Consider the following 26,992-nt stretch of genomic DNA (forward strand, 5'->3'; position numbering starts at 1 on the left):
CAGGATTCAAGCAGGAGTCCTCCAAGCCATCGTTCAGAACACGGTATTAAACCGTCAAACCGCCCGACACTTCCAGCGTCGTGCCATTGATGAAGCTGGCTTCATCCGAGGCCAAAAACGCATACACATTGGCGATCTCTTCAGGCTTGCCCATGCGACGCAGCCAGCAATGATCACGAAAGCCTTGCAGCACTTTTTCGGGGATGGTTTTCAGAATGTCTGTCTCGATAAAACCGGGACAGACGGCATTGACGCGTATCCCCTTGGGGCCCAACTCCCTGGCCCAGGTTTTGGTAAAGCCTATCACCCCGAACTTGCTGGCCGCGTAATTGGTTTGACCATAATTACCGTACAAACCCACCACGCTGGAAGCGTTCAGAATGGAACCGCTTTCCTGCTCCAGCATCACCGCGGCCACGGCCTGAGTGAAGTTGAAAACCGCTTTCAGGTTCACATCAATCACATCATCAAATTGCTGCTCGGTCATGCGTACCAGCTTGGCGTCCTTGGTGATCCCGGCATTGTTCACCAGCACATCAATGCGGCCAAACTTTTGCTTCACATCCGCCACCATGGCGTCAATCTGTGCACGGTCCGTCACATCCACGGTGTAGCCTACGGCGGTAACGCCATTACCACTTAAAGACTGCGCTGCTTGATTGACGGCATCCGCATTACGATCGCACAACACCACAATCGCCCCTTCCTGGGCAAACTTCCTGGCCGTTGCCAAACCAATTCCAGCTGCCGAACCGGTGACTATGGCCACTTTATCTTTCAATCGCATTCCAGCTACCTTTTAGAAATTGTTCAACGCTGTTGTGCAAACAAAAGGGCTTGACCGCAGCCGTACAGACCTTTTCCTGTGGACCTGCTTGCACCAGCACACTGTTTTGTACTCCGATCACAAGCAGACCGCCAGTCACGGTGGGCAAACTGTACACAGACACAATGGCCCCGAAAGGGGCCACTTGAACAGCGGGATAAGGGCGAAATACACATGCGCCATAGCCCTGCTCGGAAACCAGGACAGGCAGCCAGCAAACCACGGCCAGCGTCATCGCAATAGACGATCAGAACCAGCAGCCGTCAATGAAAATCAGTTGCTTGCCCATGGCAGATCCGGCGCAATCAAGGGCTCACCGTCATAGCCATGCACCACACCAAAGCGCTCATGGGCCGCACGCCAATCGCGTTGTGCCTGGCCGATCACGTCCTTGTTTTTACCAACAAAATTCCACCACAACACCAGTTCCTCGGTATACGGCTCGCCACCCAGCACAATGACTCGGCTACCGGCACTCAGACTCAAGCTCAACTGCGTCAGGCCACGGCCCACGTAGGCCAGTTCATTGGCCTCGAACTGCTCGGACTGAATACCCAAGGTACCTTGCACGACTAAAAAGCCATACTCAAACTCGGGGTTCAAATTCAGTCTCACTTCCCCAGCCTTGGAGCTGCTCAAATCCATCCCCACCATAGGCGAATACATTTTGCTGGGTGCCTGATGCTGTGCATAGGTACCGGCCAGCAGGGTAAAGTCGCACTCGTCCTCACGCCAATGAGGCAAGTCAGGATGGTGGTCAAAAGCGGGTTCACAGGTGGCGTCCTTGGACGGCAAGGCAATCCAGAGCTGAACCGCATGCAGCTTGTCCTCGCCGGGCAAGGACTCCTCGGTATGGCTGATACCGCGTCCCGCTGTCATCAAGTTCACCTGACCAGGCTTGACCACTTGCACATGGCCCAAGCTGTCACGGTGCAGAACCTCGCCCTGAATCATCCAGGTAAAGGTTTGCAGGCCAATATGTGGATGAGGGCCCACACGCAGGCCGGATCCCGACGTGAACACGGCGGGCCCTGCATGATCCAGGAAGCACCAGGCCCCCACCATACGCCGTTGCGAGGAAGGCAGAATCCGGCTGACGGTAATGCCCCCACCCACTTGTGCGCCGCGCCCGGCAACACGTTGAACATGTTTTTCGCCGTTGATGTCTTCGGGACAATCAAAGGATGAAGAGACTTCGGAACTGTGTGTACTCATGGGTCGAACTCCTGAAAACAGATCTGGGGGCTGGGTTTCAAACAGCCAAAAGCGCTGGCCACTCAAGTGACCAGCGCAGCGCCGAAGCGATTTACTTACCGGATGTGAACTTGGTGTGGCTATTGATCAAGTTGCGGTAGTCGGGGATATGGTTGGAGAACAAGGCACCCAGACCTTCCACGTCGTTACGCCAGTCGCGGTGCAGTTCGCAAGCCACGCCAAACCAGGTCATCAGTTGAGCACCGGCCGAAGACATGCGATCCCAGGCCGAGTGACGTGTCAGTTCGTTGAATGTGCCCGAGGCATCGGTGACCACGAACACATCAAAGCCTTCTTCCAAAGCCGACAGGGCCGGGAAAGCCACGCACACTTCAGTCACCACACCGGCAATGATCAGCTGCTTCTTGCCCGTTGCCTTGATGGCTTTGACGAATTCTTCGTTATCCCAGGCATTGATCTGACCAGGGCGAGCGATATAAGGCGCATCCGGGAAGGTTTCTTTCAGCTCCGGGACCAAAGGACCATTAGGGCCTTCTTCAAAACTGGTGGTCAGAATGGTGGGCAAGTTGAAGTACTTGGCCAGATCGGCCAGAGCCAGCACATTGTTCTTGAACTTGTCTGGATCAATGTCACGAACCAGGGACAGCAATCCGGTTTGGTGGTCAACCAGCAAAACAGCGGCTTGGTCTTTATCAAGACGTTTGTAGGGCGTAGTCATCTCAGTTTTCCTCAAAGGGGATTGAAAAGATCGGGTACCACAGGGTAGTACCCGGTACTGCCACAGCGCTGGTGGTATCGCGCTGCAAATTACGTATCAGGGCAGCCATCGGCCCTCTGTTCAAACTGCGAGGGCGGCTCACGCAGCCCCCGCAGCCTTGCACTACTACGATGCCGATCCCGATGCCATGGCACCAAAGCGGCCATTATTGAAGTCATCCATAGCCTGCAAGATCTCTTGCTTGCTATTCATGACGAAGGGACCGTGTCCCACAATGGGCTCATCAATGGGTTCACCACTGATCAGCAGGACGACAGCATCGTTATTGGCCTCGACACTGAACTGACTGCCGCTACGATCCAGAACGACAAACTGCCCTTCACGAGCCACGCTTTGACCATTGACCAGTACGGTGCCTTGCAGCACCACCAAGGCGGCTGTCCAGCCTTCAGGGCTTTCCAGCTCGGCAATACCACCCTGATTCAGACGCATATCCCATACATTCATGGGGGTAAAGGTCTTGGCAGGGCCAGCAGCACCATCCTTTTCACCGGCAATGACGCGCACCATGCCAGCAGCATCAGGCAGTGCGACCACAGGAATTTGCTGATCGGTAATGGCCTGATAGCCAGCGGGAGCACGCTTGTCTTTGGCAGGCAGGTTGACCCACAGCTGTACCATTTCCAAAGTGCCGCCAGAACGAGCAAAAGCGTCGGAGTGATACTCCTCGTGCAAGATGCCCGAGCCGGCCGTCATCCACTGCACATCACCGGGGCCGATCGTGCCGCCCTGACCCGTGGAGTCGTGGTGTGAAACCTCGCCCTTGTAGACGATGGTGACGGTTTCAAAACCCCGATGTGGGTGCTGGCCAACACCGCGCTTGTGGTTGCTGGGAGCAAACTCGGCAGGGCCGGCATAGTCCAGCAGCAGGAAGGGGCTCAACTGTTTTGCGTGTGTGTGGTACGAAAACAGGGAGCGAACGGGGAAGCCGTCGCCCACCCAGTGAGGACGGGGAGCGCTATAGATACCAAGAATTTTCTTCATGTCCATCTCCTTGTTTCAACATAAGAGACAGAATAAACTCGGGACAACGAAGCCAGTAGCCCCCTAAATCGGCCATCTATGTTCCATTTATGGAACGATAAAACTGCCATGCAAGATTTAAACGACTTGTACTTCTACGTTCAGATTGTGGATCACGGCGGCTTTGCCCCGGCCGGTCGCGCACTGGGTTTACCCAAATCCACGCTTAGCCGCAGGCTGGCTGCACTGGAAGAGCGCCTGGGAGTACGGCTGATCCAGCGCTCCACCCGCCGCTTTACCGTGACCGAGATTGGCCAGACCTATTACGAGCACTGCAAGGCCATGCTGGTAGAGGCCGAAGCGGCACAGGCAGCCATCGAACTGACACGTGCCGAGCCGCGCGGTGTGGTGCGCCTCAGTTGCCCCATCACCTTACTGAACGCCCATGTCAGTGATATGTTGGCCGACTTCATGGTCAGCTACCCGCATGTCACGGTGCAATTGGATGCCACCAACCGGCGCGTGGACCTGATCGGGGAAGCGCTGGATATGGCGATCCGCGTGCGCCCGCCACCATTGCAAGACAGCGATCTGGTGATGCGTGTTCTGTCCGACCGTAGCCAATGTTTGATAGCCAGCCCGGAGCTGATTGCCCGCCACGGGATGCCCGGCTCACCCGCTGATCTGGCGGACTATCCCAGCCTGGCATTGGGTCTGCCACAACAAAGCCATACCTGGACCTTGTATGGTCCCGATGGCGCACAAGCCGTGCTGCATCACACGCCCCGCCTGATTACCACCGATATGACGGCCTTGCGCTGCGCTGCACTAAAAGGCGTTGGTGTGGTGCAGTTGCCTACCCTGGTAGTCTGCGATCAATTGGCCGACGGCTCTTTGGTGAAACTGATTCCGGACTGGGCTCCACGTCGCGAAATCATTCATGCCGTGTTTTCCTCCCGCCGGGGGCAGATGCCAGCTGTGCGAGCATTGCTGGATTACCTCGTCGAACGCTACCAGCAGATGGATGAGGACTGACAGCAACCTTGCCAAGGCACAAAGAAAAACGCCCTGCATATGCAGGGCGTTTTATAGTCCTGGGCAATCAAGCCAGGGGATCAGGCGCCGCCATTAAAGTCGCGAACTTGCTTTTCAGCTTCCTCACGCGCAATGCCGTAGCGCTCCTGAATTTTACCGACCAGATATTCGGTATTGCCTTCGGCAACATCAATATCGTCATTGGTCAGTTTTCCCCATTTGGCCTGAATCTTGCCAGACAACTGTTTCCATTTACCTTTGATCGTATCTTCATTCATAGTCGCTCTCCTGTTTCAACGGGAATTCACAATTAGGATTGATGACGGAACTTTTATTCCGGTTTTACTTTCAATCCCGACGAATCGACTTTCACAACGCCTTTCACACTTTCCGTTGCAGCAACGGCTTTCTTGTGCTCAATTTCACTGGGCACGGTACCGGTCAATGTTGCGACGCCATTATTGGTTTCAACAGAGATATCCGTGCTCTTCAAATCCTTGGTGCTGGCCAGATCAGCCTTGATCTTGGTGGTGATCCAGGTATCGCTGACGGCTTCGCCTGCGCTTGCCGAGTGATCCTGATTAACGGCTGGTTCATTAGCCATTGCACCGCTTTGCAGACCAAAACTCAAAGCAGTAGTCATCAACACACTGGATAGGATGGCGGATTTTTTCATATAAGTTCTCCAATATCAGAAAGGGAATTTTTAATTTAAAAACCCTTTATCCCTGCTATTAAAAGGAGTCCAAATCAATCAACAAAAATTTCGTTGTTTGCGATGGATGGTTCCACCGTAACATTCCCGACCAGGCTGAAAACTACAAAATGCTACAAGCGTTTTCTTTATAAGTATTTTCTTCAAACTTCATACATCCCTATTCACCTCACTTATGGAAAGCGGCTTGTTTCAGGCCAATCCTGGCCATCATGCAGGCCAGACAAAATCCGCCCTGACACGCAGCACGGCTGGTTTCCATACGTTCCTGACGAAGAAACGGAGGCCCCTTTGAGGCGAAAAATTCTGGGCACGAACAGAGCAGTCAAGCAGAGCCTCGCTCACTGGATAGGAGCCGCTCAGGGCAGATACATAAAGTAAAAAATTTAGCAGGGCTGCTAACAAAACCACCGCCTTAGCCGCGATGCTTGTCGCGCAAACACGCCCTCCGCAGCCGACAAGCGAAAAAAAAGCCAGATCATCGAATTGATAATCTGGCCAAAATCAGAACAAGGTGCAGACTGCGCACTCTTACCCAAGCAACAAAGTCACTATCGATCAACGCAGATGATGCACCTCCTGCATCCCGTAAACCTGCACCGGCAAGCCAGCCTGACGCGCTTTAAGCTGCAAGGCCAGGTATTGGGAATAATGACGCGACTGATGCAAATTGCCGCCGTGGAACCACAAGTTCGGCTGTTGCGTTGGCTTCCACATATTGCGCTGCTCGCCCTCCCAGGGCCCTGGATCTTTGGTGGTTTCCGAACCCAGACCCCAGCACTTGCCTACCCTATCCGCCATTTCCTGGCCTGCCAGATCGGCCACCCAGCCATTCATGGAACCGTAGCCCGTGGCATACACCACCAGGTCCGCAGGCAGTTCCGTGCCGTCTGTCAGTACCACAGCGTTCTCTGTCAGATGGCTGATGTCGGTCCGGGACTTCAGCTTGATGCTGCCATCAATAATCAGTTCGCAAGCGCCCACATCGATGTAATAACCCGAAGCACGACGCAGATACTTCATGAACAAACCGGAGCCATCGTCACCCCAATCCAGCATGAAGCCTGCCTCCTCCAGCTTCTGATAGAACTGTGCATCGCGCTCGCGGATCTTGTCGTACACAGGGATCTGGAAGTCCGCCATGATGCGGTACGGCAGAGAGGCAAAGAGCAAATCTGCCTTGCGCGTGGTGACTCCCGATGCCAGTGCCCGTTCAGAATACAGATCTCCCAAGCCGATCTCCATCAAGGAGTCGGATCGCACAATATGCGTGGACGAACGCTGCACCATGGTGACATCCGCCCCCGCCTCCCACAGCGCCGCGCAAATATCGTGCGCCGAGTTATTGGCCCCGATCACCACTACTTTCTTGCCCGCATATGCTTCCGGTCCGGGATGCTGCGAGGAGTGCTGCTGTTCACCCTTGAACACATCCTGCCCCTTTATGCTGGGCACATTCGCCTTGCCGGACATGCCCGTAGCAAAGACCAATTGCTGTGGCCGTAACGTCATGGGCTTGCCATCACGTTCGATCTCCACCTCCCAGGTCTGGCTGGACTCGTCGTAGCGCACCTTCTTGCATACGGTGCTGCTCCAGTAATTCAGCTCCATCACCTTGACGTACATTTCCAGCCAGTCGCCAATCTTGTCCTTGGGTGCAAAGACAGGCCAGTTATCGGGGAAAGGCATGTAAGGCAGGTGGTCGTACCAGACGGGGTCGTGCAGGCACAGCGACTTGTAGCGTTTGCGCCAGCTATCGCCAGGGCGGGCATGTTGATCAATGATGAGCGCGGGTACGTTCAACTGCCGCAGGCGCGCGCCCAGCGCAATACCACCCTGCCCGCCGCCGATCACCAGCACATAGGGCTGCTCGGTCGTGCCCAACTCAGCCTGCTCCTGTTGACGACGTTCCTGCCAGGTCTGACGCCCACGGCGAATGCCATGCTCGGCCCCCATGGGGCGGCGCACACCCAAAGGCTCCTCGTGCCCTTTCAATTCCGACATGGTGGTCAGGAAGGTCCAGATCTTCCCGTCCTTGACCCGAATATGGCCGTAGCCACGCGCCAGGTCAGTTTCCACACGAAACCAGCCCTCCACCAGACCTTGGTCGTCGTCACTGACCGGCTCGGCACTGTCGCGCTCGAACCTGGCTGACACGGCGCCTTGTTGCTGCTGCGTCAGCATGTCGCGGATCTGGTCGCGCCCTTCCATGGTTCGGATATTCCAGGTGAACATGACCAGATCACGCCAAAAACATTCTTCGGCAAACAGGGCTGCCGCATCGTCCGGTGCATTGCTGGCAAGCGCATGGGTCAGCTGTTCAAGAACCGTGTCCAACTGTCGCGCAGACGGCTGCAGTTGCTGCTGTGTTTGCATGATTTGTCTCCATATCGTTTTAATGTTGCGCCGGGCTTTTGTTGCCCAGCTATGGAGTACATAGCAAACACCGTGCCAAACCGGGAGTGGCTTGTTTTAAAGGGGCGCTGCCTGTTTTAAGGCGGTGAAACTGTGCCAGCGGTGACACAGGTGGTGCATCAGGTGTCGCAACCTGTGTCAGAGGGCGACTCTTGGCGAGCTACGCCTGCCCGTTTGATATAACGATGCAAGGTGGACCGGCTGATACCCAACTGCCGGGCCGCTGCACTCACGTTATCGCCACAGGCCTGCAAAACCTGCTGCCAGGACGACTCTCCGGCAGAGACGGCTGCGGCCGTTGGGCTGCCTGTAGATGTGGCCAGACGCCGCTCTCGCAAGGCCTCCGGCAAATCCTGCACCTCAATGCAGGAACCTTCCGCCAAGGCCAATGCCAGCACCAGCGCATTGTCCAGCTCGCGTAAATTACCCGGCCACTCGTAGGCTTGCAGCGCTTGCCAGGCCTCGGGAGACAAACCGGGCACATCGCCTTTATTACGCCGATGCAATATCTGCTGCACCAACCATTCCAGATCACTACGCTGACGCAAAGCGGGCAAGGCCAGCACTGCCGCATTCAAGCGATACAGCAAATCCGCACGGAAGCGGCCTTGCTCTACCAAGGCACTTAAATCATGGTGGCTGGCTGAAATCACACGCAGATCTACCCGCTTGCCAGTGCGTGCGCCCAAAGGCATCACCTCGGATTCGGCCAACACCCGCAGTAAACGGCTTTGCAGGGCCAGCGGCATATCGCCGATCTCGTCCAGGAACAGGGTGCCTCCATCAGCCGCCTCGATCAAACCCGTGCGACCACGTGCAGCACCGCCGGTGTACGTACCAGCCAGATAGCCAAACAATTCGCTTTCAATCAGGCTCTCGGGCAAGGCCGCACAATTGACGGCCACAAAATTCCCGCCACGACCGCTGGCCGTGTGAATCGCACGTGCCAAATACTCTTTGCCCGAACCTGTTTCGCCCTGCAACAACACCGGCATTTCCCGCGTTGCCAAACGCGCGGCTTTCAATAGCATGGACTGCATGGCCGCATCTGTGCCTGCCAAACCTCGCAAGGCTTGTGGCAAGGCGGCATCCACGGCTGCCCCATCCATCCCCACAGACCGGTTGCTCAACACACGTCGGGGTTCAATGGCATGGGCAAACAGCACACTGCCATCACGTGCCATAACGACACGCTCCTGCGTGGGGCGGTAACGCATCAAGGTAGGCAACTGGTCCACTTCCAGATGCAGAAAGCGCATCAAGCTCTGCCCCAACAAGCCCGCAGGATTACGCCAATCCACCCCCGCCGCCCGCGCCAGAATGCGAGCACCCGTATGCGTCATGCCCTTGATACGGCCGGAGCCATCAATCGCAATAGCCGCTTCCGGATCAATATCCAGAAACTCCGGCGACTGCGACAAGCATAAAATCCATTCCTGACGGTGACAGGCCATCAAATTGGCCAGCTCAATACGGCGGGTAGCCGCATTGGCAAGGTGCAGGGCCAAACCTTGGCTAGCCTTGGCCTGCGGCGACTGCAGCAAGGATAAATCCAGCACCGCAGCCAGCTCGCCGTCGTAATGATAGATAGGCGCCGCCGTGCAGGACAGGGGCGCATGCATATGATCGAAATGATCGTTTTGATGAATGGTCAGGGCCTCGCCCGTGTGCAAGCAAGTACCCACCGCGCAGGTTCCTGCACGCTCTTCAGACCATTCCGAACCCATATACAGACCGGCCTGCCGCAAGGCATCACGCTGTCCATCCGAGCCCAGGAAATCAACCGTGACGCCCTTGTTATCAGATAGCAGCAGCACGTAATTCAGCCCGGAGACCTGCTGATAAAGACGCTCCAGCCCGGAGCGCGCAATATTGATCAGGGCTTCGGACTGCTGACGATGCTCGCGCAATTGGGAGTCCGGCACGATATAGGCCTCGCAAGCCTGCGCCGGGTCCAGTCTGTGATGCTCAATGCATCGTCTCCAGCTGTGGACCACAGCCTGATCGCGCCGGGACAGGCTGCCCTGCCAAACAGCCGTGATCTCTTGGACGTGTGCCACATGTGAAGACTGCATCAGACCTCATCCCGAAAATAGGCCAAGCCCCGGGCGGGCGTGGCCTATCTTTCAGTGTGCCGCCATGCTTAGCCGCCGTACATGGAGGTTTTCCTTGAGATGCGGCGCAGCAAAGCAGTGGTTTTGTGGCATCTTCCTATGACTAGCCCATAACCATGAAAAGTGTATTCACGACTACTATGGTTTTTATCATCAGGAATCTTATGCATCGATGAGCCATGGTCACTGCTAAATCAAACACAATTCAAACCAAGCCATGAACAGCCAAAAAGACTGGACGAAAATTTCCCAGACAAGCTCAAAGATAGAAAGAATGGAGGCGTTCTTTTCTGGCTATGGATTTTCGCCCCATCGACATGACACCTACGCTTTAGGCATCACCCTCAATGGTGTCCATCACTTCAATTACCAGAAATCAATGCGGCGCAGCCTGCCAGGCAATGCAGTGATCATCCACCCGGATGAACTTCACGATGGTGAGGCCGGAACCGAGGCGGGCTTTCACTACAAAATTCTTTATCTTCAGCCTGAAACGATTCAGCAGATACTGGGCGGCAAACCCTTACCGTTTATCCCCGGGGGGATTTCCTCAGACCAAAGACTGGTGTCTGCAATTGCCAATCTGCTCTCCAACCTTGATCTCCAGCTGGATAGTCTTGAGGAGGACGATGGTATTTATGACATTGCCCAAGCACTTCATGGCGCATCCCAGCCCCATAAGCGGCGGAAAAAATTGAATTATCAAGCTGCTGAGCTGGCTCGACAATTCATGCTGGATACCTCCGGCCAAGTCGTGACAATGGAGCACTTGGAGCAAGTCTCGGGTACAGACCGATGGAGTCTATCAAGGGATTTTCGTGCTTTATTTGGCACGAGCCCGTATCGCTACCTGAGTCTGCGGCGCCTTGAAAAAGCCAAAAAGATGATCATCACTGGCAACGCATTAGCCGATGTTGCCGCTGCCTGTGGCTTCACTGACCAAAGTCATATGACGCACCACTTCTCCAAAGTGTATGGGCTACCCCCCGGCCGCTGGTCCAAACTGATGCTGCGCGCCTAGCAGCCAACTTGCACGATCGTACAAGACCCTTTTCCGCCTCAGTAACTAGCATCTCGCTGGACTACTCAAGAATGTTTAGAACAAGGCAAGATCATGGCGAGCCGCAACACCACTAACGATGGCCTCCAAACACACAGCATCAGGCAAGCTTTTATCAGAGTGCTTCCATCCGCTCTGGCTATTGTTCCTGTGAGCATGTTGTTCGGCGTTTTAGCGTATCGAGCCGACTGGAGCACTCTTGAAATTCTGGCTGCTGGTCTGCTGGGTTTTACGGGTAGCGGGCAGTTTGCTGTACTGCCGCTGGCTGAGTCCAACGCCAGTTTTCTGACAATACTGATTATTTGCGCATCTATTAACTGCCGCTACTTTCCTATTGCCCTCACAACTGGCAAGCGGCTGCCCAAGCCCTTTGTCTCTCGGGTTCTGGTGTCGCACATGCTGGGGGACGAGGCGTATGCCACGGAAAGAAATAACGACACTGTGGCAGAGACTATCTGCATACGACTCACCATATTCACATTCTGGGTAGTTTCAGGGGTGTTGGGAGCAGTCATTGCCAAGTCCATTCCACCTGCCTGGCTGAGCACCAATATTCATCTTGGTTTTCCCGCCAGTGTGGTGCTTGTCTATCTGTCTGCCCTGCAACTGAAGACAAGAATCATCGGCATTTACCGCAAGCAGATTGTGTTGATTGCCCTATGCATGGCCTTGGCGATCGCTTTCTATTCCTTGCTTGGAGCAACATATTTTTGGCTCCCTAGCGTAATGATCAGCGCCCTACTTTTAGATAAATGGAAAGCCCGTGAATGAAGGAATCAGTAGTTCAATCGCCGCACTCTTTTTAACCAGCCTGCTAGTTCGAGTCTTACCCGTGGCTTTTAATTTTCAGTTTCCTGATAGGCTTGCCAAATGGATGGAGACGATCTTACCGTCAGCTGTTTTTCTAAATTTCCTTGTTTATATTTTCATGCAGGAAATACAAATTGCAGCCATACCTGCTCTACTTGCTCTCAGCATCACCGCCCTTCTGGCTTACTGGAATCGCGGCGGCCTGTTCTTAGGCGTGCTAGGCGGCTGCAGCTCGTACTATTTGTTGAGTACTGTGTTTGTTTGAGATAGAAAACCCAGGTCCAGCATGATGCCAAACCTGGATTTCGCAAATACCTCAAATCAGTTGCTTTGAGGCATTTCCCCATTGGCCAAGCGGCGGTTGATGTCTGCCAGCACCTCGGGCAGATCAACAATGGTATCGATCAGATAATGCGGGCGCGAATCGCTGAACATGGCCCCAATACGCTCGCGTTCGCTTTGCAGCTTGTCGGCAGGCAGCTTCTTGAACTCATCGTAGGTCAGACCCAGAGCATTGCCCGAGCAGGTTAGTGCCACGGTCCACATTCCCGCACTGCGCCCCTCCACAATGCCGGGCCAGGTGTCGTCCACTTTGACGCAGGCGGCCACGTCCGACACACCCAAGGCAATCACGTTGGCCAGCGACTGAGCCGGGTACGGGCGGCCATTGGGCACCTCATCCGTTGCGACCACGCATTCTGCCATGTAGCCATTTTTCGCTGCCAGTTCGACCACTTTATCCATGACCACTTTGGGGTAGCCAGAACAGGATCCTACTTTGACACCGGTACTTTTCAGGTTGGAGATCACTTCCAGGGCCCCCGGAATCAGGGCCGAGTGCTCGGCAATTTTTTCGATCTGCAAAGGCATGAAGCGCTCGTAAATCGCCGTGACATCGTCGTCGCTGGGGACACGGCCAAACTTGGCTTTATAGCGCTCGGCAATCTCGGGCACATTGCACAAAGTGCGGATGTGATCCCACTTGCCCATCCCCATGGGGCCACGAGCTTCTTCCAGGGACACTTGCACACCAAACTCGGCAAAAGCCTCGACAAAAATCTGCGTGGGTGCAAAAGAGCCAAAATCAACGACAGTGCCTGCCCAGTCAAAAATAACGGCCTGTACTTGTTGAGGTTGCTGATACGTCATCATCGTTCTCCAAACGCGAAATGCGGTGTAAACAAGCTAATGGGTGGATTCCAGATCCATGAACAAATCATTAATAAGTGGTCGATCTTTTCGTAGTTCCAGGCAGCACAGGTAGTAGTCGATATAAAAAGGATGCTGGTCGAACGTGATCAGGCGGGTACCGGGAATATCCACATACTCCGGCGCTGAGACAAAACCAATTCCCAGCCCTTTACGTATGGCATGCACAATGGCCTCGCGGCTGTTCAGTTCCATCACGCAATTGATCCTGATCTGATGCTGCCTGCAACCCTCCTCAATAATCTGGCGGGTGCGTGACCCTTGCTCCCTCAGCACGACAGGCTCATCCTGAAGCTGCTGAACCGATACCCGACCCTGCGAGCCCCAGGGATGCTCTTCGGGCACCACAGCCACCACCGGATAGCGCTGGTAAAGCCGGGTGTACAAGCTTGGATCTGATTTGGGATGCGCCAGCAAGGCCACATCCACATCAAAGTCGTACAGCTTTTCCAGCACCTCGCTGGCCGAGGCAAAGTAGGTTTTCAATTCAATATCCGGCTTGTTCTGCCCTAGCTTGAAAATCAGATCCATCGCGATAGGTGGCGAGACCGCCCCCACTCGCAACAGGCCGGATTTACGCTGCTTGAAACTCTCCAGCAATTGCACCGCTTCCTCTTCAAGATCAAACAAGGGCTTGGTAATCTCGTAGAGCTGCTGTCCGGCCGAGCTCAGTTCCAGCTGATTGCCGGAGCGATAAAACAACTCGACATCAAAACGCTTTTCCAAAGCCCGGACTTGTTCGCTGACGGTAGGCTGCCCAATGCTGAGATAACGTGCGGCCGAGGTGAAACCGCCGGTATGGGCGACGGCGTAAAACGATCTCAACCATTTGTGGTACTGGTGCATGGACAAGCCTCAGGAGTGATGATTAACGACGTATGAATAGTGCCACCAGCGCACTGCAGGCACACGCAATCAACACAATCACAAAGATCAGCGAGGTATCCCCCGTCGAGTCCAGGACGCTCCCGATCATGGGCTCGGCCAGACCGGCGAACAGATAGGAAGAAAAGTTCATGACACCGGTTGCCGTGCCCGAACGTTTGGCTCCCACCAGATCGGGACACAAGGCCCAGAAGCTGGAGGCGGGTCCATACACAAAGAAACCGCACAAAAACAGCGCCACCAGGCCCAAAGTGCTATGAACCGGCAAGGTCCACATCCACAGACTGGTCAAGGCACCCAGGCTCGTATAGAGCATGATGGCCAGGTAACGCTTGGAGCCAAACAGACGGTCTGAAATCCAGCCATTGCTCAGCGCTCCAACGGCCATGCCCACTGGCAGAGCGATCGTGATCCACTTGGGATCAATAAGGCTATCGCCCGTCTTCCAGTCCGCGCCCAGAAAATGGACCGGCACCCAGACAATCAAGCCGTATCGGGCCGCATTCTGAAAGCCCAGGGACAAGGCAGCGATCAGAAGGCGCTTGTTTTTCAGAACAGCCTTGTAACGCTCCCAGGAGGACTCCTTCTCCCCTTCCAGAGCCTTGGCCTGATCGTTGGCATTGGCCACTCCCGTATCGGCCAAAGGCTTAAAACCCATATCCTCTGGCCGCTCGCGAGCAACCAGATAAAACACGATTCCGCCCAGCAGCATCAGCAATACGGGCAGCCGGAAAATCCAGCGCCAGTCCAGATGCATGACATCGATCACCACGATCGAGGTGACATACGACAGAATCGACGCACAGCCTGCGGCGAACACGTATAAGCCATAGGCCTTGCCGCGCTCGGACACACCCCACCAGTTGGAGATCAGGCGACTACCCGGTGCCCAGCCCAGCGCCTGAAAGTAGCCATTGGCGCCCCAGGGAATGATCAGGCTGAAAAAACCGGTGGCAAAGCTGGCTACCCAGTTCGCGCCACACGACAGAATCGCGCCAGCAGACATGATGCGACGACCGCCATACTTGTCCGCCAGATTGCCATTGATGGCTTGTCCAATGGCGTAAGCCCATAACAAGGCGGCCGATACCCAGCCCAGGGCAGCACTGCTAAAGCCAAACTCCTCTTTCAAGCCCGGAATCGCAAACCCGAAAGTCTGCCGCCCGGTATAGAAAAACAGATAGCAGAACATCGCGGCCAGCAGCATGCGCCATTGGGCCCGACGAAACGAAGACCCGGATGCCGCCGTGGCCCCCGACAGACTTGTTGCGTGATTCATAACCAGCTCCTTTCACTCCCCCGCTGCTGGCAAGCCAGGCCAGAGGAATGCTCTATTCATGCGGTATGAGAAGGGGGGGAATCTTTCCTCTCTCCCTTCATTCGTTTGTCTCTCGTTTTTTTATGACTCAGGCGGCGATAAAATTCTTGCCGCGTGCACCCTGCATGGCATAAGTGATCATGGCAGCCTGCTCGTCCGGCCCTACGCCATAGTCCTCAAACTCGGTCTTGACGCCCACACTGAGCAAGAAGTCCCGCAAGTGAGCTTGAGCCTGCTTGCGATCAGGGCCAAACAGGCTTTCAAACACCAGATCCCGGGATGGATCACAGCCCCAGGCCAGGCCCAGTACAAAGGGCAAGGTAAAGGAGCAGGCGATGCCATGCGGCAAGCCGTGACGCAAGGTCATTTCGTAAGAGATGGAGTGCGCCAGGGCGGTCTTGGTATTGGAAAACGCCATGCCCGCTTTCAAGGCCGCCAGCGCCATTTTGGAGCGCAGCTGGATATTGCCCAGATCCTTCTGCAGCAATGGCAAATAAGTGAGGATGTCCTGAATGGCAGAGACCGCAAAGGTGTCAGAAATGGGGTTGGCATTCACATTCCAGATCGACTCCAGGGCGTGCGACAAGGCATCCAAACCCGTTGAGACCGTCACTTTTTCCGGCACTGTCAGCATCAACTCCGGATCAATAATGGCAACGGCAGGCCAGGTTTGTTCCAGATGCAAAGAGTATTTTTTCTGTGCTTGCTGATCCCAGATCGTGGCCCACGGAGTGACCTCGCTGCCGGTCCCTGCGGTTGTAGGCACCGCAATCAAGGACTTGGCCTGAACAGGAGTAAAAGCCTTGCCGGTGGACAAGAGATCCAGCAGTTCCTGGAAGGTGCCCGTCTGAGTCCCCACAATCAGCGCCTTGGCCGTATCAATGGCACTGCCCCCGCCCACGGTCAGCACAATGTCCGTTTGCCCGGCTTGCTGCCAGAAGGACTCGTAAACATCCTTCAAGTAACTGACATCGGGATTTGGCTGCACATCTTCGACAACATGAATCAGCCTGTCGCCCAGCAAGTTCCGAATACGCTCAACCAAACCCAGCCCGCGAGCCTCCGGGAAGGTCACCAAGGTGACTGTCTTGTTGGCCGCCAAGGTAGAAATTTCATTCAAACTTCCCGGGCCGAAGCAGGTCCGAACCGGGTTGGAAAAATACGCCGTCATGGTTTGCCTCCTTATTGTTGCTAGTCATCGTAGAGAGGCATACCAAGGGCGACAAATCGATTAATTCGCACTGGCTATCGATGCAACCAATAAGGTGCCAGCGGTAAAACACCTTTTCATGAACACGTATGGATGAGTCACCCGGAGCTCAGCAGCCAGGAAAAGCAGGAATCAGGACTGCTATGATGTATCCCGATAAAACAGCGTATTAATAGATAACAAGGGCCATACCAATCGAGTCTTAGAAAATGCAAAGCAAGAAAGACTGGACGAAAATCTCCCAACCAACGTCAAAAATAGAAAGAATGGAGGCTTTCTTTTCCGGTTACGGCTTCTCTCCCCATAGACATGACACATATGCCCTGGGCATTACGCTCAACGGTGTGCATAACTTCAACTACCAGAAGTCAATGCGGCATAGCCTGCCCGGTAATGCAATCGTGATACATCCAGATGAGCTGCACGACGGCGAGGCAGGAACCGAAGCTGGATTTCACTACAAGATCCTTTACATCCAGCCAGAAACCATTCAGCAAGTATTAGGAGGCCGCCCTCTACCATTTATTCCGGGAGGGACCTCTTCTGATCAAAGGATTGTGTCTGCCATTTCCAATATGCTCAGCAGCATGGAATTCCAATTGGATAGTCTGGAAGAAGACGATGGAATCTATGACATAGCCCAGGCACTTAGTAACGCATCACAAAAAAGCAGACAGCGAAAAAAACTCAATTACAGAGCCGCTGAACTGGCCAGGCAGTTCATCCTCGATACGCCCAGTTCAGCTCTTACCCTGGATCAGCTAGAGCACGTTTCCGGTACGGATAGATGGAGCCTATCGAGAGACTTCCGTACCTTGTTCGGGACAAGCCCTTATCGTTACGTAAGCCTGCGACGCCTTGATAAGGCAAAGAAAATGATCCTCACTGGAGCCGCCCTGGCTGATGTCGCTGCCGCCTGCGGGTTCAGCGATCAAAGTCATATGACACACCAATTCTCCAAGGTGTACGGCTTGCCTCCTGGTCGGTGGGCCCAGCTAATGCACCGCTCCTAGAGAAAACTTGCACGATCGTACAAGACCCGTTTGCACCTGGATCGCTAGCATGTCTTTGGACTCTACAGACAGACGACATGGCTCATCTCATGCAATGACTAGTTCCTTAAGGTCAGCCGAGCTTCAGCCTTAATCACGAACACACGTCTATGACCTGAGCGTATGCAAGACTATTCAAAAACAAAGACTGCCCCAGACACAGATCAAAAAGCGAATGCGCTCATCCCGCAGGCTCTTATCAGAGTGCTCCCATCCGCTCTGGCGATTGTTCCGGTCAGTATGCTGTTCGGTGTGCTGGCGTATCGAGCCGACTGGAGCGTTCTTGAAATCCTGGCCGCTGGCTTGCTGGGATTTACGGGTAGCGGGCAGTTTGCTGTACTGCCGCTGGCTGAGTCCAACACCAGTTTTCTGACAATACTGATTATTTGCGCATCCATTAACTGCCGCTACTTTCCTATTGCCCTCACAACTGGCAAGCGGCTGCCCAAGCCCTTTTTCTCTCGGATTCTGATATCTCACATGCTGGGTGACGAGGCGTATGGCACGGAACGAAATAGCGACACGGTGGCAGAAGCCCTCTGCATACGACTCACCATCTTCATATTCTGGGTAGTTTCCGGGGTGTTGGGAGCCGTCATTGCCAAGTCCATACCACCTACCTGGCTCAATACCCATATTCATCTCGGTGTCCCAGCCAGTGTGGTGCTCGTCTATCTGTCTGTCCTGCAACTGAAGGCAAGGATCATCGGCATGTACCGCAAGCAGATTGTGTTGATTGCCCTGTGCATGGCCTTGGCTATCGCCTTCTACTCCTTGCTTGGCGCGACTTATTTTTGGCCCCCGAGCGTAATGATCAACGCCCTACTTTTAGATAAATGGAAAGCCCGTGAATGAAGGTATCAGTAGTTCCATCGCCGCACTCTTTTTGACCAGCCTGCTCGTGCGAGTCTTACCCGTAGCTTTCAATTTCCAGTTCCCAGATAGGTTCGCCAACTGGATGGAAACAATCTTACCTTCAGCGGTTTTTCTAAATTTCCTTGCTTATATTTTCATGCAGGAAATACAGATTGCAGCCATACCTGCTCTGTTTGCTCTCAGCGTCACCGCCCTTCTGGCTTACTGGGGTCGCGGCGGGCTGCTCCTTGGCGTGTTAGGCGGCTGCACCTCATACTATGTGTTGAGCACGGTGTTTGTTTAATAGAAAACCCTGGCTCAGCATGACGCCGAACCAGGGCTACGCAAGTACCTCAAACCCAAGCTTTGGGGCACGTCCGAGTCACTACATAATGCGCATGCGCTGCAACCCTTCAGACAGCCGCTCCTGCATGAGCGACTCCAGGCGAGGCCCAAGCAGGAGGCGCACCTGATCAAACCGCCCTTCTATCCTGTCCAGCAGCCCGTCAAGCAGCTCTACCGCCTCTTCATCACCTGACAAGCCAAAGGCTTTGGCATCATGTAAGGCATTGGCTCGGCTGATCTGGTGGCTTCCATGACTCAACTCCATCGCCAGATACTGAGGGGTGAAATCTGGATTGGGAACGACATCAAAAGCGGGCGTCAAACGCCACCGGCCCTGATCATGAAGATAATGAATGGCATGGTTGCGGGGATGATCATCGTCATTGCCAATGACCGCGTTGAAAATCATGCGACAGAACAATTCAATGGCATCCTCCTGAGGCGCACCTATCATCGTCAACGTTCGAGCCAAGTTGGGATAACTCCAGGCCGATGAGCCTGAATGACCGGGGTACTCCGTCTGCAACAAGGATGCCGCACTCAATGTCATGACCCGAAGGCCATGTTGGCGGTCAAACCTCAATGAGCGCATTACACTCAGTGCGGAATCTTCCCCAAAGCCCGTGTATGCGGTTTGGGCAAAGTTCAAGCCCACTGCCCGGCCCCACTCTTGAGTTGCATGCTCAAGACGCGGAATATCCTCGGTATCAGATGGCAGGATCGGCTTCACAAGCCAGAACTGATCTCCATCACGAACGGTTGCTTTGGGTCTTGCCCCTCCCATGCTGGGCGTGGCCATCAGTCGTCGACGCAAATGCGGGTCCACCGGAGGGCGGCGCAACTGCATGGCTTGCAGCTCTGCGCTCAGCTTTTCAATTTCTGTGATGGGCGGTGCGGACAATTCTGCGATCGAGGGTTTAGGCGAAGAGCCGACCGCCAATGCTCCCCAACGCTCCGCATTACCAGCCTTCAGAAGATAAGCATGGTTTGGAGAGCTATCGCTTAATCCGTGTTGCCTTTGAATGAGTAACCGGCCCCAGGCGTCGGGACAAGTATCACGTAGCGCATCATGCAGGCCACCGTAGCGACTCGCCTGAATTGGGACGGAGCCACTCAGCGGTAAGTTAACCGGATCAATTGACCATGGCAGACCTGCATCCCGATAGCTGGGCGCATACATGAACTGGCCAAGCTGGACTGACGAGTCGTGGATATACCGGCCAACGGTCACCCATTGCCCCGTATCAGGCCGCTGCAAATAGACGTATAGAGGCTTAGAAATACTCATCGTCATCTCTGTCCAGTCTTGCGCGCCCCTTCATATCCCCACTGCTCCAATGAGCATCAGGCATAGGCACGATGGATTCGAGCAGACCGAGTGCTGCCAGGGCAGTCAAATAGCTCCCCATCGCCACAGCCGGATCGCCTCGCTCCATTCGGCGTAATGTACTTTCCGAGACCTCGACTCTTGAGCTGAAGACTTGAGCTGTAATTTTCTGAGCGACACGTTGAGTACGAATGCAGCGCCCCCACACCAGAGCCCGTGACTCGACGGCTGGCAGGTAAAACGGGGCAGGAGCGAGTTTCCTGGGCATGGTGCAGACAACCATAATCGTTCATAGATAACCGTTTATATCACATAAACTCTGATCTATGAACGTTTTTTAACCGCCCCGCCTGACTGCCTGCCCCTCAAACAGGCTGAGAATCCTTAGCCAGCTCCGCCAGGTGTTGAGCAAAACCCCCTTCTGCTCCCGCCGCATTCACATGATCGAAGTACTCGTACCAGCCACTGGCTTTAATGCCGGCCAGCAAGGCCCGGCAAGCTTGTTGATCAGGGAAGCGCCAAACACCCATGAAACGGTGCGCACTGGAGCAATCAATATCGCGCTCGGTAGCAGTCAGGGCCAGCACTTCAATACCAAGGGTTGAGAGGCCGCCCATCGCCTCCTGAAGACCTGCCAGGAAGGTCTGGCGCTGCTCGACGGGCAAGGCATTCCACTTGGCATTAGGCGTATAAAGCTCGATCAAATAATGAGACATGAGCTGTTTTCCTTTCACTGAGGATACGTAATAGGGGCTGAAGAATTGGATATGTAGCGTTTACAGGTGGAGCAACAAAGAAATGGCGTGCAGCGCAAGACTGCAGCACTGTTTGCCCCATTTCCACATAGAACATATCATTTGATTAGATATCTAATCTTATAGATTAATAATAAATTTCGCAAGCAATCCATACGCGTAAAAAAGCCCGAGTTCGGCATCACGCCAAACCCGGGCTTTGGGTCCCACCTTGTCAATCAATCAGGCTGCTTTGGCCTTTTAGAACTGGATACGCACCATACGCTCTTTAGTCCCTTTTTCCTTGCTGTTGCCGTCGTTCTTCACCGACACGTACAAGGCTTTTTCAGCGGGGATGTATTCCAAGCTGTTGGGGTGTGGAGCCAGCTCAATGGTTTGCAGCGGCTTGTAGTTCACCGTATCGAAAATACTGACCGAACCCTTGCCCTCTTTCTCGCGCACACCACCTCGGTTAGCGACAAACAGACGCTGGGACTCGGCGTCAAAACGCACACCAATAGGCACTTCGCCGGTAGGCATGGTTGCCAGGGGTTTACCGTTGGATGCATCCAGCACAAACACTTGATGACCAGCGCTGCGGCGCTTGTATTCACGCTCCAGATGCAGGTTACGCGCGTCATCACGGTCAATCCCCTGGTCCACACCGAACAATCGGTTCTGCGCCGGGTCATACGCCAGGTTCAGCAACTGGTCGGCTTCAATTTCCCAGACCTGATCGATGTTCAAGGTCTGGGTGTTCACGACCATGATCTGGCGCTGCATATTGGAGACAAACAATCGGTTATTGGCCTCGTCCAGGGTAATGCCCACGACGTTATAGCCAAAGCCAGGCAGAACTTTTTCCAGCTCCAGGGTCTGGGTGTTTATAACGAACAGCACACTGTCAAAACCCAGGCCCAAGCCAGGCGCGAACACACGGTGGTTTTTCTTGTCCACGACCAGTTCACGCGTCTTGTACTGGAAGTCCTCGGTAATCTTGAAACGCTCCATCATCTTCAACAAGCCATCTTTACGTGCCTGACCGAAGTCAGCAGCATTGATGGCGTCCTGGAAATTGATTTTTTCCTGCACAGGAATGCGCTTCATTACCTCGTTCTTGGCAGTATCGACCACGGCGATCGTGCCGTTGAAGCCTTGAGTCAGATACAGGCGGTTGGCGGCATCATCCAGAGCAACCCCAAAGCTCTTGGCTTCCATGGGAATCTCTTGCTTGATTTCCAGGGTCTTGGGGTCCAGCACCAGCGTGCGCGACAAGGTCTCGTCCTTCCAGTTGGGCGAGGACACGTACAAGCTGGATTGAGCGGGGCTGAAGACAATTTCCAGAACTTCGGCGGCAGTCGGTTTTTGCATGATCTGTGCTTGGGTAACGGCTTGGTAGCCCACAGGGGCAGGAGTCTTGGCGTGTACGTAGCCCGTGGACAAGGCCATTGCAACAGCAAGGTACAGACCACGAACAAGATGGCGAGTCGTAATTGGCGTCATAAGGGTAGGCTCGAGATAAAGGAAAAAGGAATTACCACTGGTAGTCGATCGACAAGTGCACGTTGCGCGGCGCACCATAGCGGGCACGGAAAATTACGAAGTTGTCGTAGTAACGCTTGTCGAACAAATTGTTCACCGTGAGCTTGGCATTCCAGTGCGAATTGACGCGATAGTCCGCATGCAGACCCACCAGGGCATAGCTGCTGTGTGTGTCTTTCAGAGCCTTGCCGTTGCTGGCGGTGTAAGGACGGCCCGCCGTCCACAGATCCCGCTTGCCAAACCAGTTCACGGTGGCGCCAACACTCAATCCTTGCAATGCGCCGGAGAATTGGTACATGGTGCCCAGGCGGAAGGTTTGGCTCGGAATGTAGGTGTTGATACGCTCACCTTCCGCGTTTTTAGTGCTGGCGTAGCTGTAGGAGGCAAACACGTTCCAGCTGTTGGTCAGCGCGCCGTTCAGCTCCACTTCAAAACCCTTGGTCCTGTTGCCGGCACCGGAGGACACATAGGGGCGGCTGCCATCGGGCAGCAGGAAGTCATCCGGCACCGACGTATCCAGCACGGCCAGATTGTTCTGACGGGTCTCGAACGCGGCCAGGGAGAACTGCAAGGCCTCCTCCATCAAGCTGCCTTTCAGACCAATTTCACGGTTAACCCCGGTAATGGGATCCAGGAAGTTCTCGTTGATGTCCTTATAGCTTTGCGGCTGGAACAAACGGGTGTAGCTGGCGTAGGCCGTCAGATTTGGGTTGAGGTCGTAGGTCACGCCAAAGTAAGGCGTAATTTCATTGCGATTGCGCAGCTCGTTGGACACGCCGGTGAGCTGACCATTCTTGCCGTAGTTGTCACGGTAGGTTTTGTAGTCCGACAAGCGCATGCCCATGATCACATTCAAGGGATCAATAATGTTCAAGCGCGTGCCGGCAAAGAAACCGTATTCGCGTGTGTGGACCCGGTTCCATTCACCTGTGCGGCTGACGCTGGGCTCGGGCATATAGCCGTCCCAGTCGTAAATATTGGGGATGAACCAGTTGCGGGTATCGCTGACCTGCATGGTGTACGTGGTGTCACGCTTGCGAGTGCCGTTAAAACCGAACATCAGCTGGTGCTCGCGGCCAAACAGCTCGAAAGGACCATTGGCCGACAACTCCAGGTTGTCCTGATGGCGATAGCCATTGGCGGCCAGGTTGGCGCGGATGCCAATGCCGGATCCGTCCGGGCGAACCACCGGATTCACGCCCTGCCCCAGGCCAGTAATCAGGGCATCGCCATCGTCACGTTGATGGCTGTAGCTGAGCTTGGCATTCCACTTGTTTTCAAACTCATGCTCGACCGAGAAGAAAGCGTTTTGATGCTTCTTGTCCCAGTAGGTCCAATCCGGCACCAGCGACATGGAGCGCGAAACGTCAATACGGTCGCCCTCGCTGGTAAACAAGGGCACACCCATATTGCCTTCGCCTCGCAGCTTGGCGGTCTGGTAGTCGTAGCCAGCGGTCAGCAAGGTTCTGTCTGTCAGGTCAAATTCCAGCATGCCGGACAGCAAATCGTTCTTGTGGTCCTGACGATCCATGAAGGAATCCGCCTGCTTGCGCGAACCAATAACACGCATACGCAAACGGCCGTCTTCAGTCAGCGGGCCGGTCACGTCCGCCGTCACGCGTTTGTCGTTCCAGGAGCCGTAGTGGGCGCTTAACTTGCCGCCAAATTCTGCTTGCGGACGTTTGCGAATCAAGTTGATCAAGGCGGAGGGCTCGCCGGTAGGCGACAACAAACCTGTCGCTCCGCGCACGACTTCCACACGGTCGTATAAATCCATATCCAGAGAAATAGGATTGAATGCTCCACGTCCGGCAGCACGGTAGCTGCTTTGCACGCCATCCACTTGCACATTGCTGATGTCAAAGCCACGGGCCTGAAACTGAAACCCGCCTCCCACCGCGGCCGTATTGGCCGTCACGCCGGTGGTAAAGTTCATCACATCATCGAAGCTGGTCAGGCCGAAATCGTCCATTTGCTGGCGCGTCATTACACTGACCGATTGCGGCGTGTGCTGGGTGTCCATGTTCAAGCGCGTCGCGGTGCTGCTGGTACCGTTCAGCGTGTACAAGCCTGTGTCTTCAGTCGCCCGATTCAAGGTGCCCTGCACACGCACGGGGGCCAATTGAGTGGTTTCCGTGACGGGCCACAAATTGACGGTATTGGCATCACGCGAATACTTGATGCCCGTGCCTGCCAGCAAAGTATCCAAAGCCTGCACCACGCTGTAATTCCCCTTCAGGCCCGCGCTTTGCTTGCCTTCGGCCACGCTACCTGCGCCGACCAGATAGACCCCGCTTTCTTGCGAGAAACGCATCAGCACGCGGCTCAGGGGGCCGGCTGGTATGTCATAACGCTGGGTCTTGTCTGCCGTCGGGCTGTTTTGCGTGGCCGCCTGGGCAGGCTGGGTACTCACGACAAAGGCGCTGCCGGCCATCAACACATACAGGGCCAAGGCCAGTGGACGCAAAGGGGCGCAATGCGATCCTGCATCCTTGGACAGGGAAAGGGGATCGGGGCGACGATGCATAAGGAGACATCCTTCAAAAACACGGGTCAGTCACAATAAAAACGATGAACCTGAACGATGTTCTTGCGTTGATGTTCAGTACTGAGCAGCCACGGCGGGCTGCCTCCTGCTTCATTGGCCTCACGCCAATCAGGTCCTCTTACTGTCTAAAACCACCAAGTCTCCAAAACCCGGAACCTGCTTTTGCATCTTTTTTGAGGTTTTTTGGCCAAAATCCGGCAAGCCTTTGAATCTGATAGGTTTTTATTTTTATTATTTATGACCATCGTTGGTGAAATGCCCTGCTCAATCAATCCAGAGCTTGCACACTGGTCCACCAGGGCATGGGCTGATCGATGCGAATCGGCAATGCTGAAGCCAGCATTTTCAGCACGCGGTCCGTGTCATGAATGGGGAAGCTGCCATAGACCTTCAGATCGGCCACTGCCTCATCTACACCTAGATAGCCTTTGCGGTAACGGCTCAATTCCTTGATCACGCTACGCAAGGCAATGTTGTCAGCCACCAGCACGCCTTGGGTCCAGGCTTCGCGCGCCTGATCGGCGTCCATGCTTTGCCGGATACGCTGCGCACTAAAGTGCACCTGCTTGCCCGCCTGTACCGTGGCGGTGTTTTGACCTTTTGCCGTAGACACCTGCACAGCCCCTTCGTAGACCGCCAGCTGCGTACAGTCCTTGTCCATACGCACATTGAATTGCGTGCCCAAGGCCCGCATATTGCCCTGCGGGGTTTGAACGGTAAAAGGTCTTTCCGTATCGTCCTTGGCCGTCTGAATGAAGATCTCGCCGGAGATCAAAACAATATGGCGAGCCTGCGCGGTGAACTGCACATCAATCGCAGAGGCTGTGTTCAGCCACAGCCGGGAGCCATCTGCCAGCACAATCTGGCTCTGCTCGCCGGTTTGTGTGGAATGGTCGGCGGCCAGGGCCAGAACACTGGATGGCAGCCAGGACTGACGCCAGCCCAGCCAACTTAGAACCCCCGTTCCTGCCAGCGCAGCCACGCTGGCCAGAACGCGACGGCGCTGATGCAAACGCTCGTTGGCCGTGTGCAATTTCTCCACCACACGACGTGAGTCCGGCGCGGTACGCACTGGCTCAAAACTGCGGCTGACTTCCTCCACATAACGCCAAGCGGTGCTGTGCATCTCGTCCTGTTTGAGCCAGTTCTGCCAGGCAGAGCGCTGCGCCGCACTGGCTTTGCCATCGCGCAGGCAGGCATACCATTCAGCGGCTTGCATCAAAACGGCGTGGGGAGGTGTAGCGGGAGAAGAAAAACTGGAGCCGTGCTTCATGAGGCTTAGTATTGAGGTTCCTGACGCAATTCGGCGACGGTCTGGCAAGCATGCAGGCTGATGCAGCCCAACATGGCTTGTGCCACGTACTTGCGCACCATGCGGCCGGAAATGCCCATTTCTGCGCCGACCTCATCGTCAGTCATCTCGCAAATAACGGCCAGGGTAAAAGCCTTGGCCGCTTTGGGAGACAAGCTGCTAAGCATGGCACTGATCTCTTCCAGCGCCTGCAAAATCATGGCCTGGCGTTCTGCCGAAGGGTAAAAGTTCTCGGGTGTAGCAGCCAGAATATCCAGCCAGGCCTGTTCAATTTCCTGACGTCGCCACAGATTGATGCACAGGTTTTGTGCCGTCTTGCGCAAGTAAGCGCGGGCCTCACCAGGACTGGCAAATTGCCAGCGGGAACGGCTGCTTAACAAACGTACAAAGGTGTCCTGCGCCAAGTCAGCCGCCTGGTCCGCGCCACCCAAACGGTGATGCAGCCAGCGCTGCAACCAACTATGGTGGTCGCAGTACAGTGACTCGACCGACTCGGCCGAATACACGCCTGACAAAGGAAGAACTGAAGATGACACGAGGGTACTCCGCACCGCTAGATAATGAGAATCGTTATCAATTATAGAGTGTGAGCTGCAAAATCCGCTAGCGGTGTGTGTTTGCAGCGACACATAAACTGGCTTTCAGGCAAGGCTCACCCTCTTTCGCAGGATTTATTTCCCTATAAAAACCACTCGAAAATTGCCAAACGGCGAAGAATGCAAAA

Annotated in this window: 25 protein-coding genes; 7 read left to right on the forward strand and 18 right to left on the reverse strand. The window is 54.8% G+C overall.

Going from position 1 to position 26,992, the window contains the following annotated elements; translation table 11 throughout:
- Positions 1–46: 46 nt before the first annotated feature.
- The 4 genes from fabG to N879_RS19345 all read right to left on the reverse strand — a co-directional run bounded on the left by fabG (position 47) and on the right by N879_RS19345 (position 3,803).
- Positions 47–787 (reverse strand): 3-oxoacyl-ACP reductase FabG, encoded by a 741-nt coding sequence (gene fabG / locus N879_RS19325; RefSeq protein ID WP_009456856.1) that lies wholly within the window; start codon positions 785–787, stop codon positions 47–49.
- 312 nt (positions 788–1,099) lie between these two features.
- Complete coding sequence (locus N879_RS19335) at positions 1,100–2,041, reverse strand: pirin family protein (protein ID WP_009456860.1); 942 nt, start codon at positions 2,039–2,041, stop codon at positions 1,100–1,102.
- 91 nt (positions 2,042–2,132) lie between these two features.
- Complete coding sequence (gene ycaC, locus N879_RS19340) at positions 2,133–2,759, reverse strand: isochorismate family cysteine hydrolase YcaC (RefSeq protein ID WP_009456862.1); 627 nt, start codon at positions 2,757–2,759, stop codon at positions 2,133–2,135.
- A gap of 165 nt (positions 2,760–2,924) precedes the next feature.
- Positions 2,925–3,803: a pirin family protein gene (locus N879_RS19345; protein ID WP_009456864.1), complete on the reverse strand. Its 879-nt coding sequence runs from the start codon at positions 3,801–3,803 to the stop codon at positions 2,925–2,927.
- Between the two features lie 108 nt (positions 3,804–3,911).
- Between N879_RS19345 and N879_RS19350 the strand changes: the two genes are divergently transcribed.
- A complete protein-coding gene (locus N879_RS19350; protein WP_009456866.1) occupies positions 3,912–4,817 on the forward strand; it encodes a LysR family transcriptional regulator in 906 nt (301 codons plus the stop codon).
- A gap of 80 nt (positions 4,818–4,897) precedes the next feature.
- On the opposite strand, the gene N879_RS19355 is transcribed toward N879_RS19350, so the two are convergent.
- From N879_RS19355 to N879_RS19370, 4 genes are all read right to left on the reverse strand, one after another.
- A complete protein-coding gene (locus N879_RS19355) occupies positions 4,898–5,095 on the reverse strand; it encodes a CsbD family protein (protein ID WP_009456875.1) in 198 nt (65 codons plus the stop codon).
- A 53-nt stretch (positions 5,096–5,148) separates the two neighbouring features.
- Positions 5,149–5,493 carry a BON domain-containing protein gene (locus N879_RS19360; protein WP_009456877.1) on the reverse strand — a complete coding sequence of 115 codons (345 nt, stop codon included), beginning with the start codon at positions 5,491–5,493 and terminating at the stop codon, positions 5,149–5,151.
- Between the two features lie 597 nt (positions 5,494–6,090).
- Positions 6,091–7,908, reverse strand: a complete 1,818-nt coding sequence (locus tag N879_RS19365) for an NAD(P)/FAD-dependent oxidoreductase (RefSeq protein ID WP_009456879.1) — start codon at positions 7,906–7,908, stop codon at positions 6,091–6,093.
- A 158-nt stretch (positions 7,909–8,066) separates the two neighbouring features.
- Positions 8,067–10,022: a sigma-54-dependent Fis family transcriptional regulator gene (locus N879_RS19370; protein WP_009456881.1), complete on the reverse strand. Its 1,956-nt coding sequence runs from the start codon at positions 10,020–10,022 to the stop codon at positions 8,067–8,069.
- A gap of 256 nt (positions 10,023–10,278) precedes the next feature.
- Here N879_RS19370 and N879_RS19375 point away from each other — a divergent pair, with 256 nt between their 5' ends.
- From N879_RS19375 to N879_RS19385, 3 genes are all read left to right on the forward strand, one after another.
- Positions 10,279–11,082: a helix-turn-helix domain-containing protein gene (locus N879_RS19375; protein ID WP_009456883.1), complete on the forward strand. Its 804-nt coding sequence runs from the start codon at positions 10,279–10,281 to the stop codon at positions 11,080–11,082.
- Between the two features lie 93 nt (positions 11,083–11,175).
- On the forward strand, positions 11,176–11,892 hold the full coding sequence (locus N879_RS19380; RefSeq protein WP_009456885.1) for an AzlC family ABC transporter permease: 717 nt from the start codon (positions 11,176–11,178) through the stop codon (positions 11,890–11,892).
- The gene (locus tag N879_RS19385; protein ID WP_009456887.1) at positions 11,885–12,196 is read left to right on the forward strand and encodes an AzlD domain-containing protein; all 312 of its coding nucleotides are present in this window, start codon (positions 11,885–11,887) and stop codon (positions 12,194–12,196) included. Before N879_RS19380 ends, N879_RS19385 begins: the two co-directional genes overlap by 8 nt.
- Before the next feature lie 56 nt (positions 12,197–12,252).
- On the opposite strand, the gene phnX is transcribed toward N879_RS19385, so the two are convergent.
- The 4 genes from phnX to psrA all read right to left on the reverse strand — a co-directional run bounded on the left by phnX (position 12,253) and on the right by psrA (position 16,514).
- A complete protein-coding gene (gene phnX, locus N879_RS19390) occupies positions 12,253–13,080 on the reverse strand; it encodes a phosphonoacetaldehyde hydrolase (protein WP_009456889.1) in 828 nt (275 codons plus the stop codon).
- Between the two features lie 36 nt (positions 13,081–13,116).
- Positions 13,117–13,986 (reverse strand): LysR substrate-binding domain-containing protein, encoded by an 870-nt coding sequence (locus tag N879_RS19395; RefSeq protein WP_009456891.1) that lies wholly within the window; start codon positions 13,984–13,986, stop codon positions 13,117–13,119.
- A gap of 22 nt (positions 13,987–14,008) precedes the next feature.
- Positions 14,009–15,304 carry an MFS transporter gene (locus tag N879_RS19400; protein ID WP_009456894.1) on the reverse strand — a complete coding sequence of 432 codons (1,296 nt, stop codon included), beginning with the start codon at positions 15,302–15,304 and terminating at the stop codon, positions 14,009–14,011.
- 127 nt (positions 15,305–15,431) lie between these two features.
- Entirely contained in the window at positions 15,432–16,514 is a 1,083-nt protein-coding gene (gene psrA, locus N879_RS19405; RefSeq protein WP_009456897.1) for an iron-containing alcohol dehydrogenase PsrA, read from the reverse strand.
- A 248-nt stretch (positions 16,515–16,762) separates the two neighbouring features.
- Here psrA and N879_RS19410 point away from each other — a divergent pair, with 248 nt between their 5' ends.
- The 3 genes from N879_RS19410 (at position 16,763) to N879_RS19420 (ending at position 18,764) form a co-directional block, all read left to right on the forward strand.
- Positions 16,763–17,566, forward strand: a complete 804-nt coding sequence (locus N879_RS19410) for an AraC family transcriptional regulator (RefSeq protein ID WP_009456898.1) — start codon at positions 16,763–16,765, stop codon at positions 17,564–17,566.
- 162 nt (positions 17,567–17,728) lie between these two features.
- The gene (locus N879_RS19415) at positions 17,729–18,460 is read left to right on the forward strand and encodes an AzlC family ABC transporter permease (protein WP_009456899.1); all 732 of its coding nucleotides are present in this window, start codon (positions 17,729–17,731) and stop codon (positions 18,458–18,460) included.
- Positions 18,453–18,764, forward strand: coding sequence for an AzlD domain-containing protein (locus N879_RS19420; protein ID WP_009456900.1), 312 nt, complete (start codon positions 18,453–18,455; stop codon positions 18,762–18,764). Before N879_RS19415 ends, N879_RS19420 begins: the two co-directional genes overlap by 8 nt.
- Positions 18,765–18,845: 81 nt before the next feature.
- On the opposite strand, the gene N879_RS19425 is transcribed toward N879_RS19420, so the two are convergent.
- The 6 genes from N879_RS19425 to N879_RS19455 all read right to left on the reverse strand — a co-directional run bounded on the left by N879_RS19425 (position 18,846) and on the right by N879_RS19455 (position 26,804).
- Positions 18,846–20,093, reverse strand: a complete 1,248-nt coding sequence (locus tag N879_RS19425; RefSeq protein ID WP_031233067.1) for a type II toxin-antitoxin system HipA family toxin — start codon at positions 20,091–20,093, stop codon at positions 18,846–18,848.
- Between the two features lie 404 nt (positions 20,094–20,497).
- The gene (locus N879_RS19435; protein ID WP_009456904.1) at positions 20,498–20,848 is read right to left on the reverse strand and encodes a DUF6616 family protein; all 351 of its coding nucleotides are present in this window, start codon (positions 20,846–20,848) and stop codon (positions 20,498–20,500) included.
- Between the two features lie 279 nt (positions 20,849–21,127).
- Positions 21,128–22,369, reverse strand: coding sequence for a YncE family protein (locus tag N879_RS19440; protein ID WP_041203013.1), 1,242 nt, complete (start codon positions 22,367–22,369; stop codon positions 21,128–21,130).
- 31 nt (positions 22,370–22,400) lie between these two features.
- On the reverse strand, positions 22,401–24,935 hold the full coding sequence (locus tag N879_RS19445) for a TonB-dependent siderophore receptor (RefSeq protein WP_009456914.1): 2,535 nt from the start codon (positions 24,933–24,935) through the stop codon (positions 22,401–22,403).
- Positions 24,936–25,224: 289 nt separating this feature from the next.
- A complete protein-coding gene (locus N879_RS19450; protein WP_200914617.1) occupies positions 25,225–26,175 on the reverse strand; it encodes a FecR domain-containing protein in 951 nt (316 codons plus the stop codon).
- A 59-nt stretch (positions 26,176–26,234) separates the two neighbouring features.
- On the reverse strand, positions 26,235–26,804 hold the full coding sequence (locus N879_RS19455; protein WP_223253978.1) for a sigma-70 family RNA polymerase sigma factor: 570 nt from the start codon (positions 26,802–26,804) through the stop codon (positions 26,235–26,237).
- Positions 26,805–26,992 lie beyond the last annotated feature (188 nt).

This window comes from Alcaligenes sp. EGD-AK7, assembly GCF_000465875.3.
Classification (GTDB): Bacteria; Pseudomonadota; Gammaproteobacteria; order Burkholderiales; family Burkholderiaceae_B; genus Alcaligenes; species Alcaligenes phenolicus.

Bases quoted from the DNA above. Each gene is read 5' to 3' on its own strand.
- N879_RS19375 (WP_009456883.1), top strand. From the start codon at position 10,279: ATGAACAGCCAAAAAGACTGGACGAAAATTTCCCAGACAAGCTCAAAG.
- N879_RS19365 (WP_009456879.1), bottom strand. From the start codon at position 7,908: ATGCAAACACAGCAGCAACTGCAGCCGTCTGCGCGACAGTTGGACACG.
- N879_RS19350 (WP_009456866.1), top strand. From the start codon at position 3,912: ATGCAAGATTTAAACGACTTGTACTTCTACGTTCAGATTGTGGATCAC.
- N879_RS19380 (WP_009456885.1), top strand. From the start codon at position 11,176: ATGGCGAGCCGCAACACCACTAACGATGGCCTCCAAACACACAGCATC.
- psrA (WP_009456897.1), bottom strand. From the start codon at position 16,514: ATGACGGCGTATTTTTCCAACCCGGTTCGGACCTGCTTCGGCCCGGGA.
- N879_RS19395 (WP_009456891.1), bottom strand. From the start codon at position 13,986: ATGCACCAGTACCACAAATGGTTGAGATCGTTTTACGCCGTCGCCCAT.
- N879_RS19335 (WP_009456860.1), bottom strand. From the start codon at position 2,041: ATGAGTACACACAGTTCCGAAGTCTCTTCATCCTTTGATTGTCCCGAA.
- ycaC (WP_009456862.1), bottom strand. From the start codon at position 2,759: ATGACTACGCCCTACAAACGTCTTGATAAAGACCAAGCCGCTGTTTTG.
- N879_RS19425 (WP_031233067.1), bottom strand. From the start codon at position 20,093: ATGAGTATTTCTAAGCCTCTATACGTCTATTTGCAGCGGCCTGATACG.
- N879_RS19345 (WP_009456864.1), bottom strand. From the start codon at position 3,803: ATGAAGAAAATTCTTGGTATCTATAGCGCTCCCCGTCCTCACTGGGTG.
- N879_RS19370 (WP_009456881.1), bottom strand. From the start codon at position 10,022: ATGCAGTCTTCACATGTGGCACACGTCCAAGAGATCACGGCTGTTTGG.
- N879_RS19445 (WP_009456914.1), bottom strand. From the start codon at position 24,935: ATGCATCGTCGCCCCGATCCCCTTTCCCTGTCCAAGGATGCAGGATCG.
- N879_RS19360 (WP_009456877.1), bottom strand. From the start codon at position 5,493: ATGAAAAAATCCGCCATCCTATCCAGTGTGTTGATGACTACTGCTTTG.
- N879_RS19450 (WP_200914617.1), bottom strand. From the start codon at position 26,175: ATGCAAGCCGCTGAATGGTATGCCTGCCTGCGCGATGGCAAAGCCAGT.
- N879_RS19415 (WP_009456899.1), top strand. From the start codon at position 17,729: ATGCAAGACTATTCAAAAACAAAGACTGCCCCAGACACAGATCAAAAA.
- N879_RS19400 (WP_009456894.1), bottom strand. From the start codon at position 15,304: ATGAATCACGCAACAAGTCTGTCGGGGGCCACGGCGGCATCCGGGTCT.
- phnX (WP_009456889.1), bottom strand. From the start codon at position 13,080: ATGACGTATCAGCAACCTCAACAAGTACAGGCCGTTATTTTTGACTGG.
- N879_RS19410 (WP_009456898.1), top strand. From the start codon at position 16,763: ATGCAAAGCAAGAAAGACTGGACGAAAATCTCCCAACCAACGTCAAAA.
- N879_RS19355 (WP_009456875.1), bottom strand. From the start codon at position 5,095: ATGAATGAAGATACGATCAAAGGTAAATGGAAACAGTTGTCTGGCAAG.
- N879_RS19440 (WP_041203013.1), bottom strand. From the start codon at position 22,369: ATGACGCCAATTACGACTCGCCATCTTGTTCGTGGTCTGTACCTTGCT.
- N879_RS19435 (WP_009456904.1), bottom strand. From the start codon at position 20,848: ATGTCTCATTATTTGATCGAGCTTTATACGCCTAATGCCAAGTGGAAT.
- fabG (WP_009456856.1), bottom strand. From the start codon at position 787: ATGCGATTGAAAGATAAAGTGGCCATAGTCACCGGTTCGGCAGCTGGA.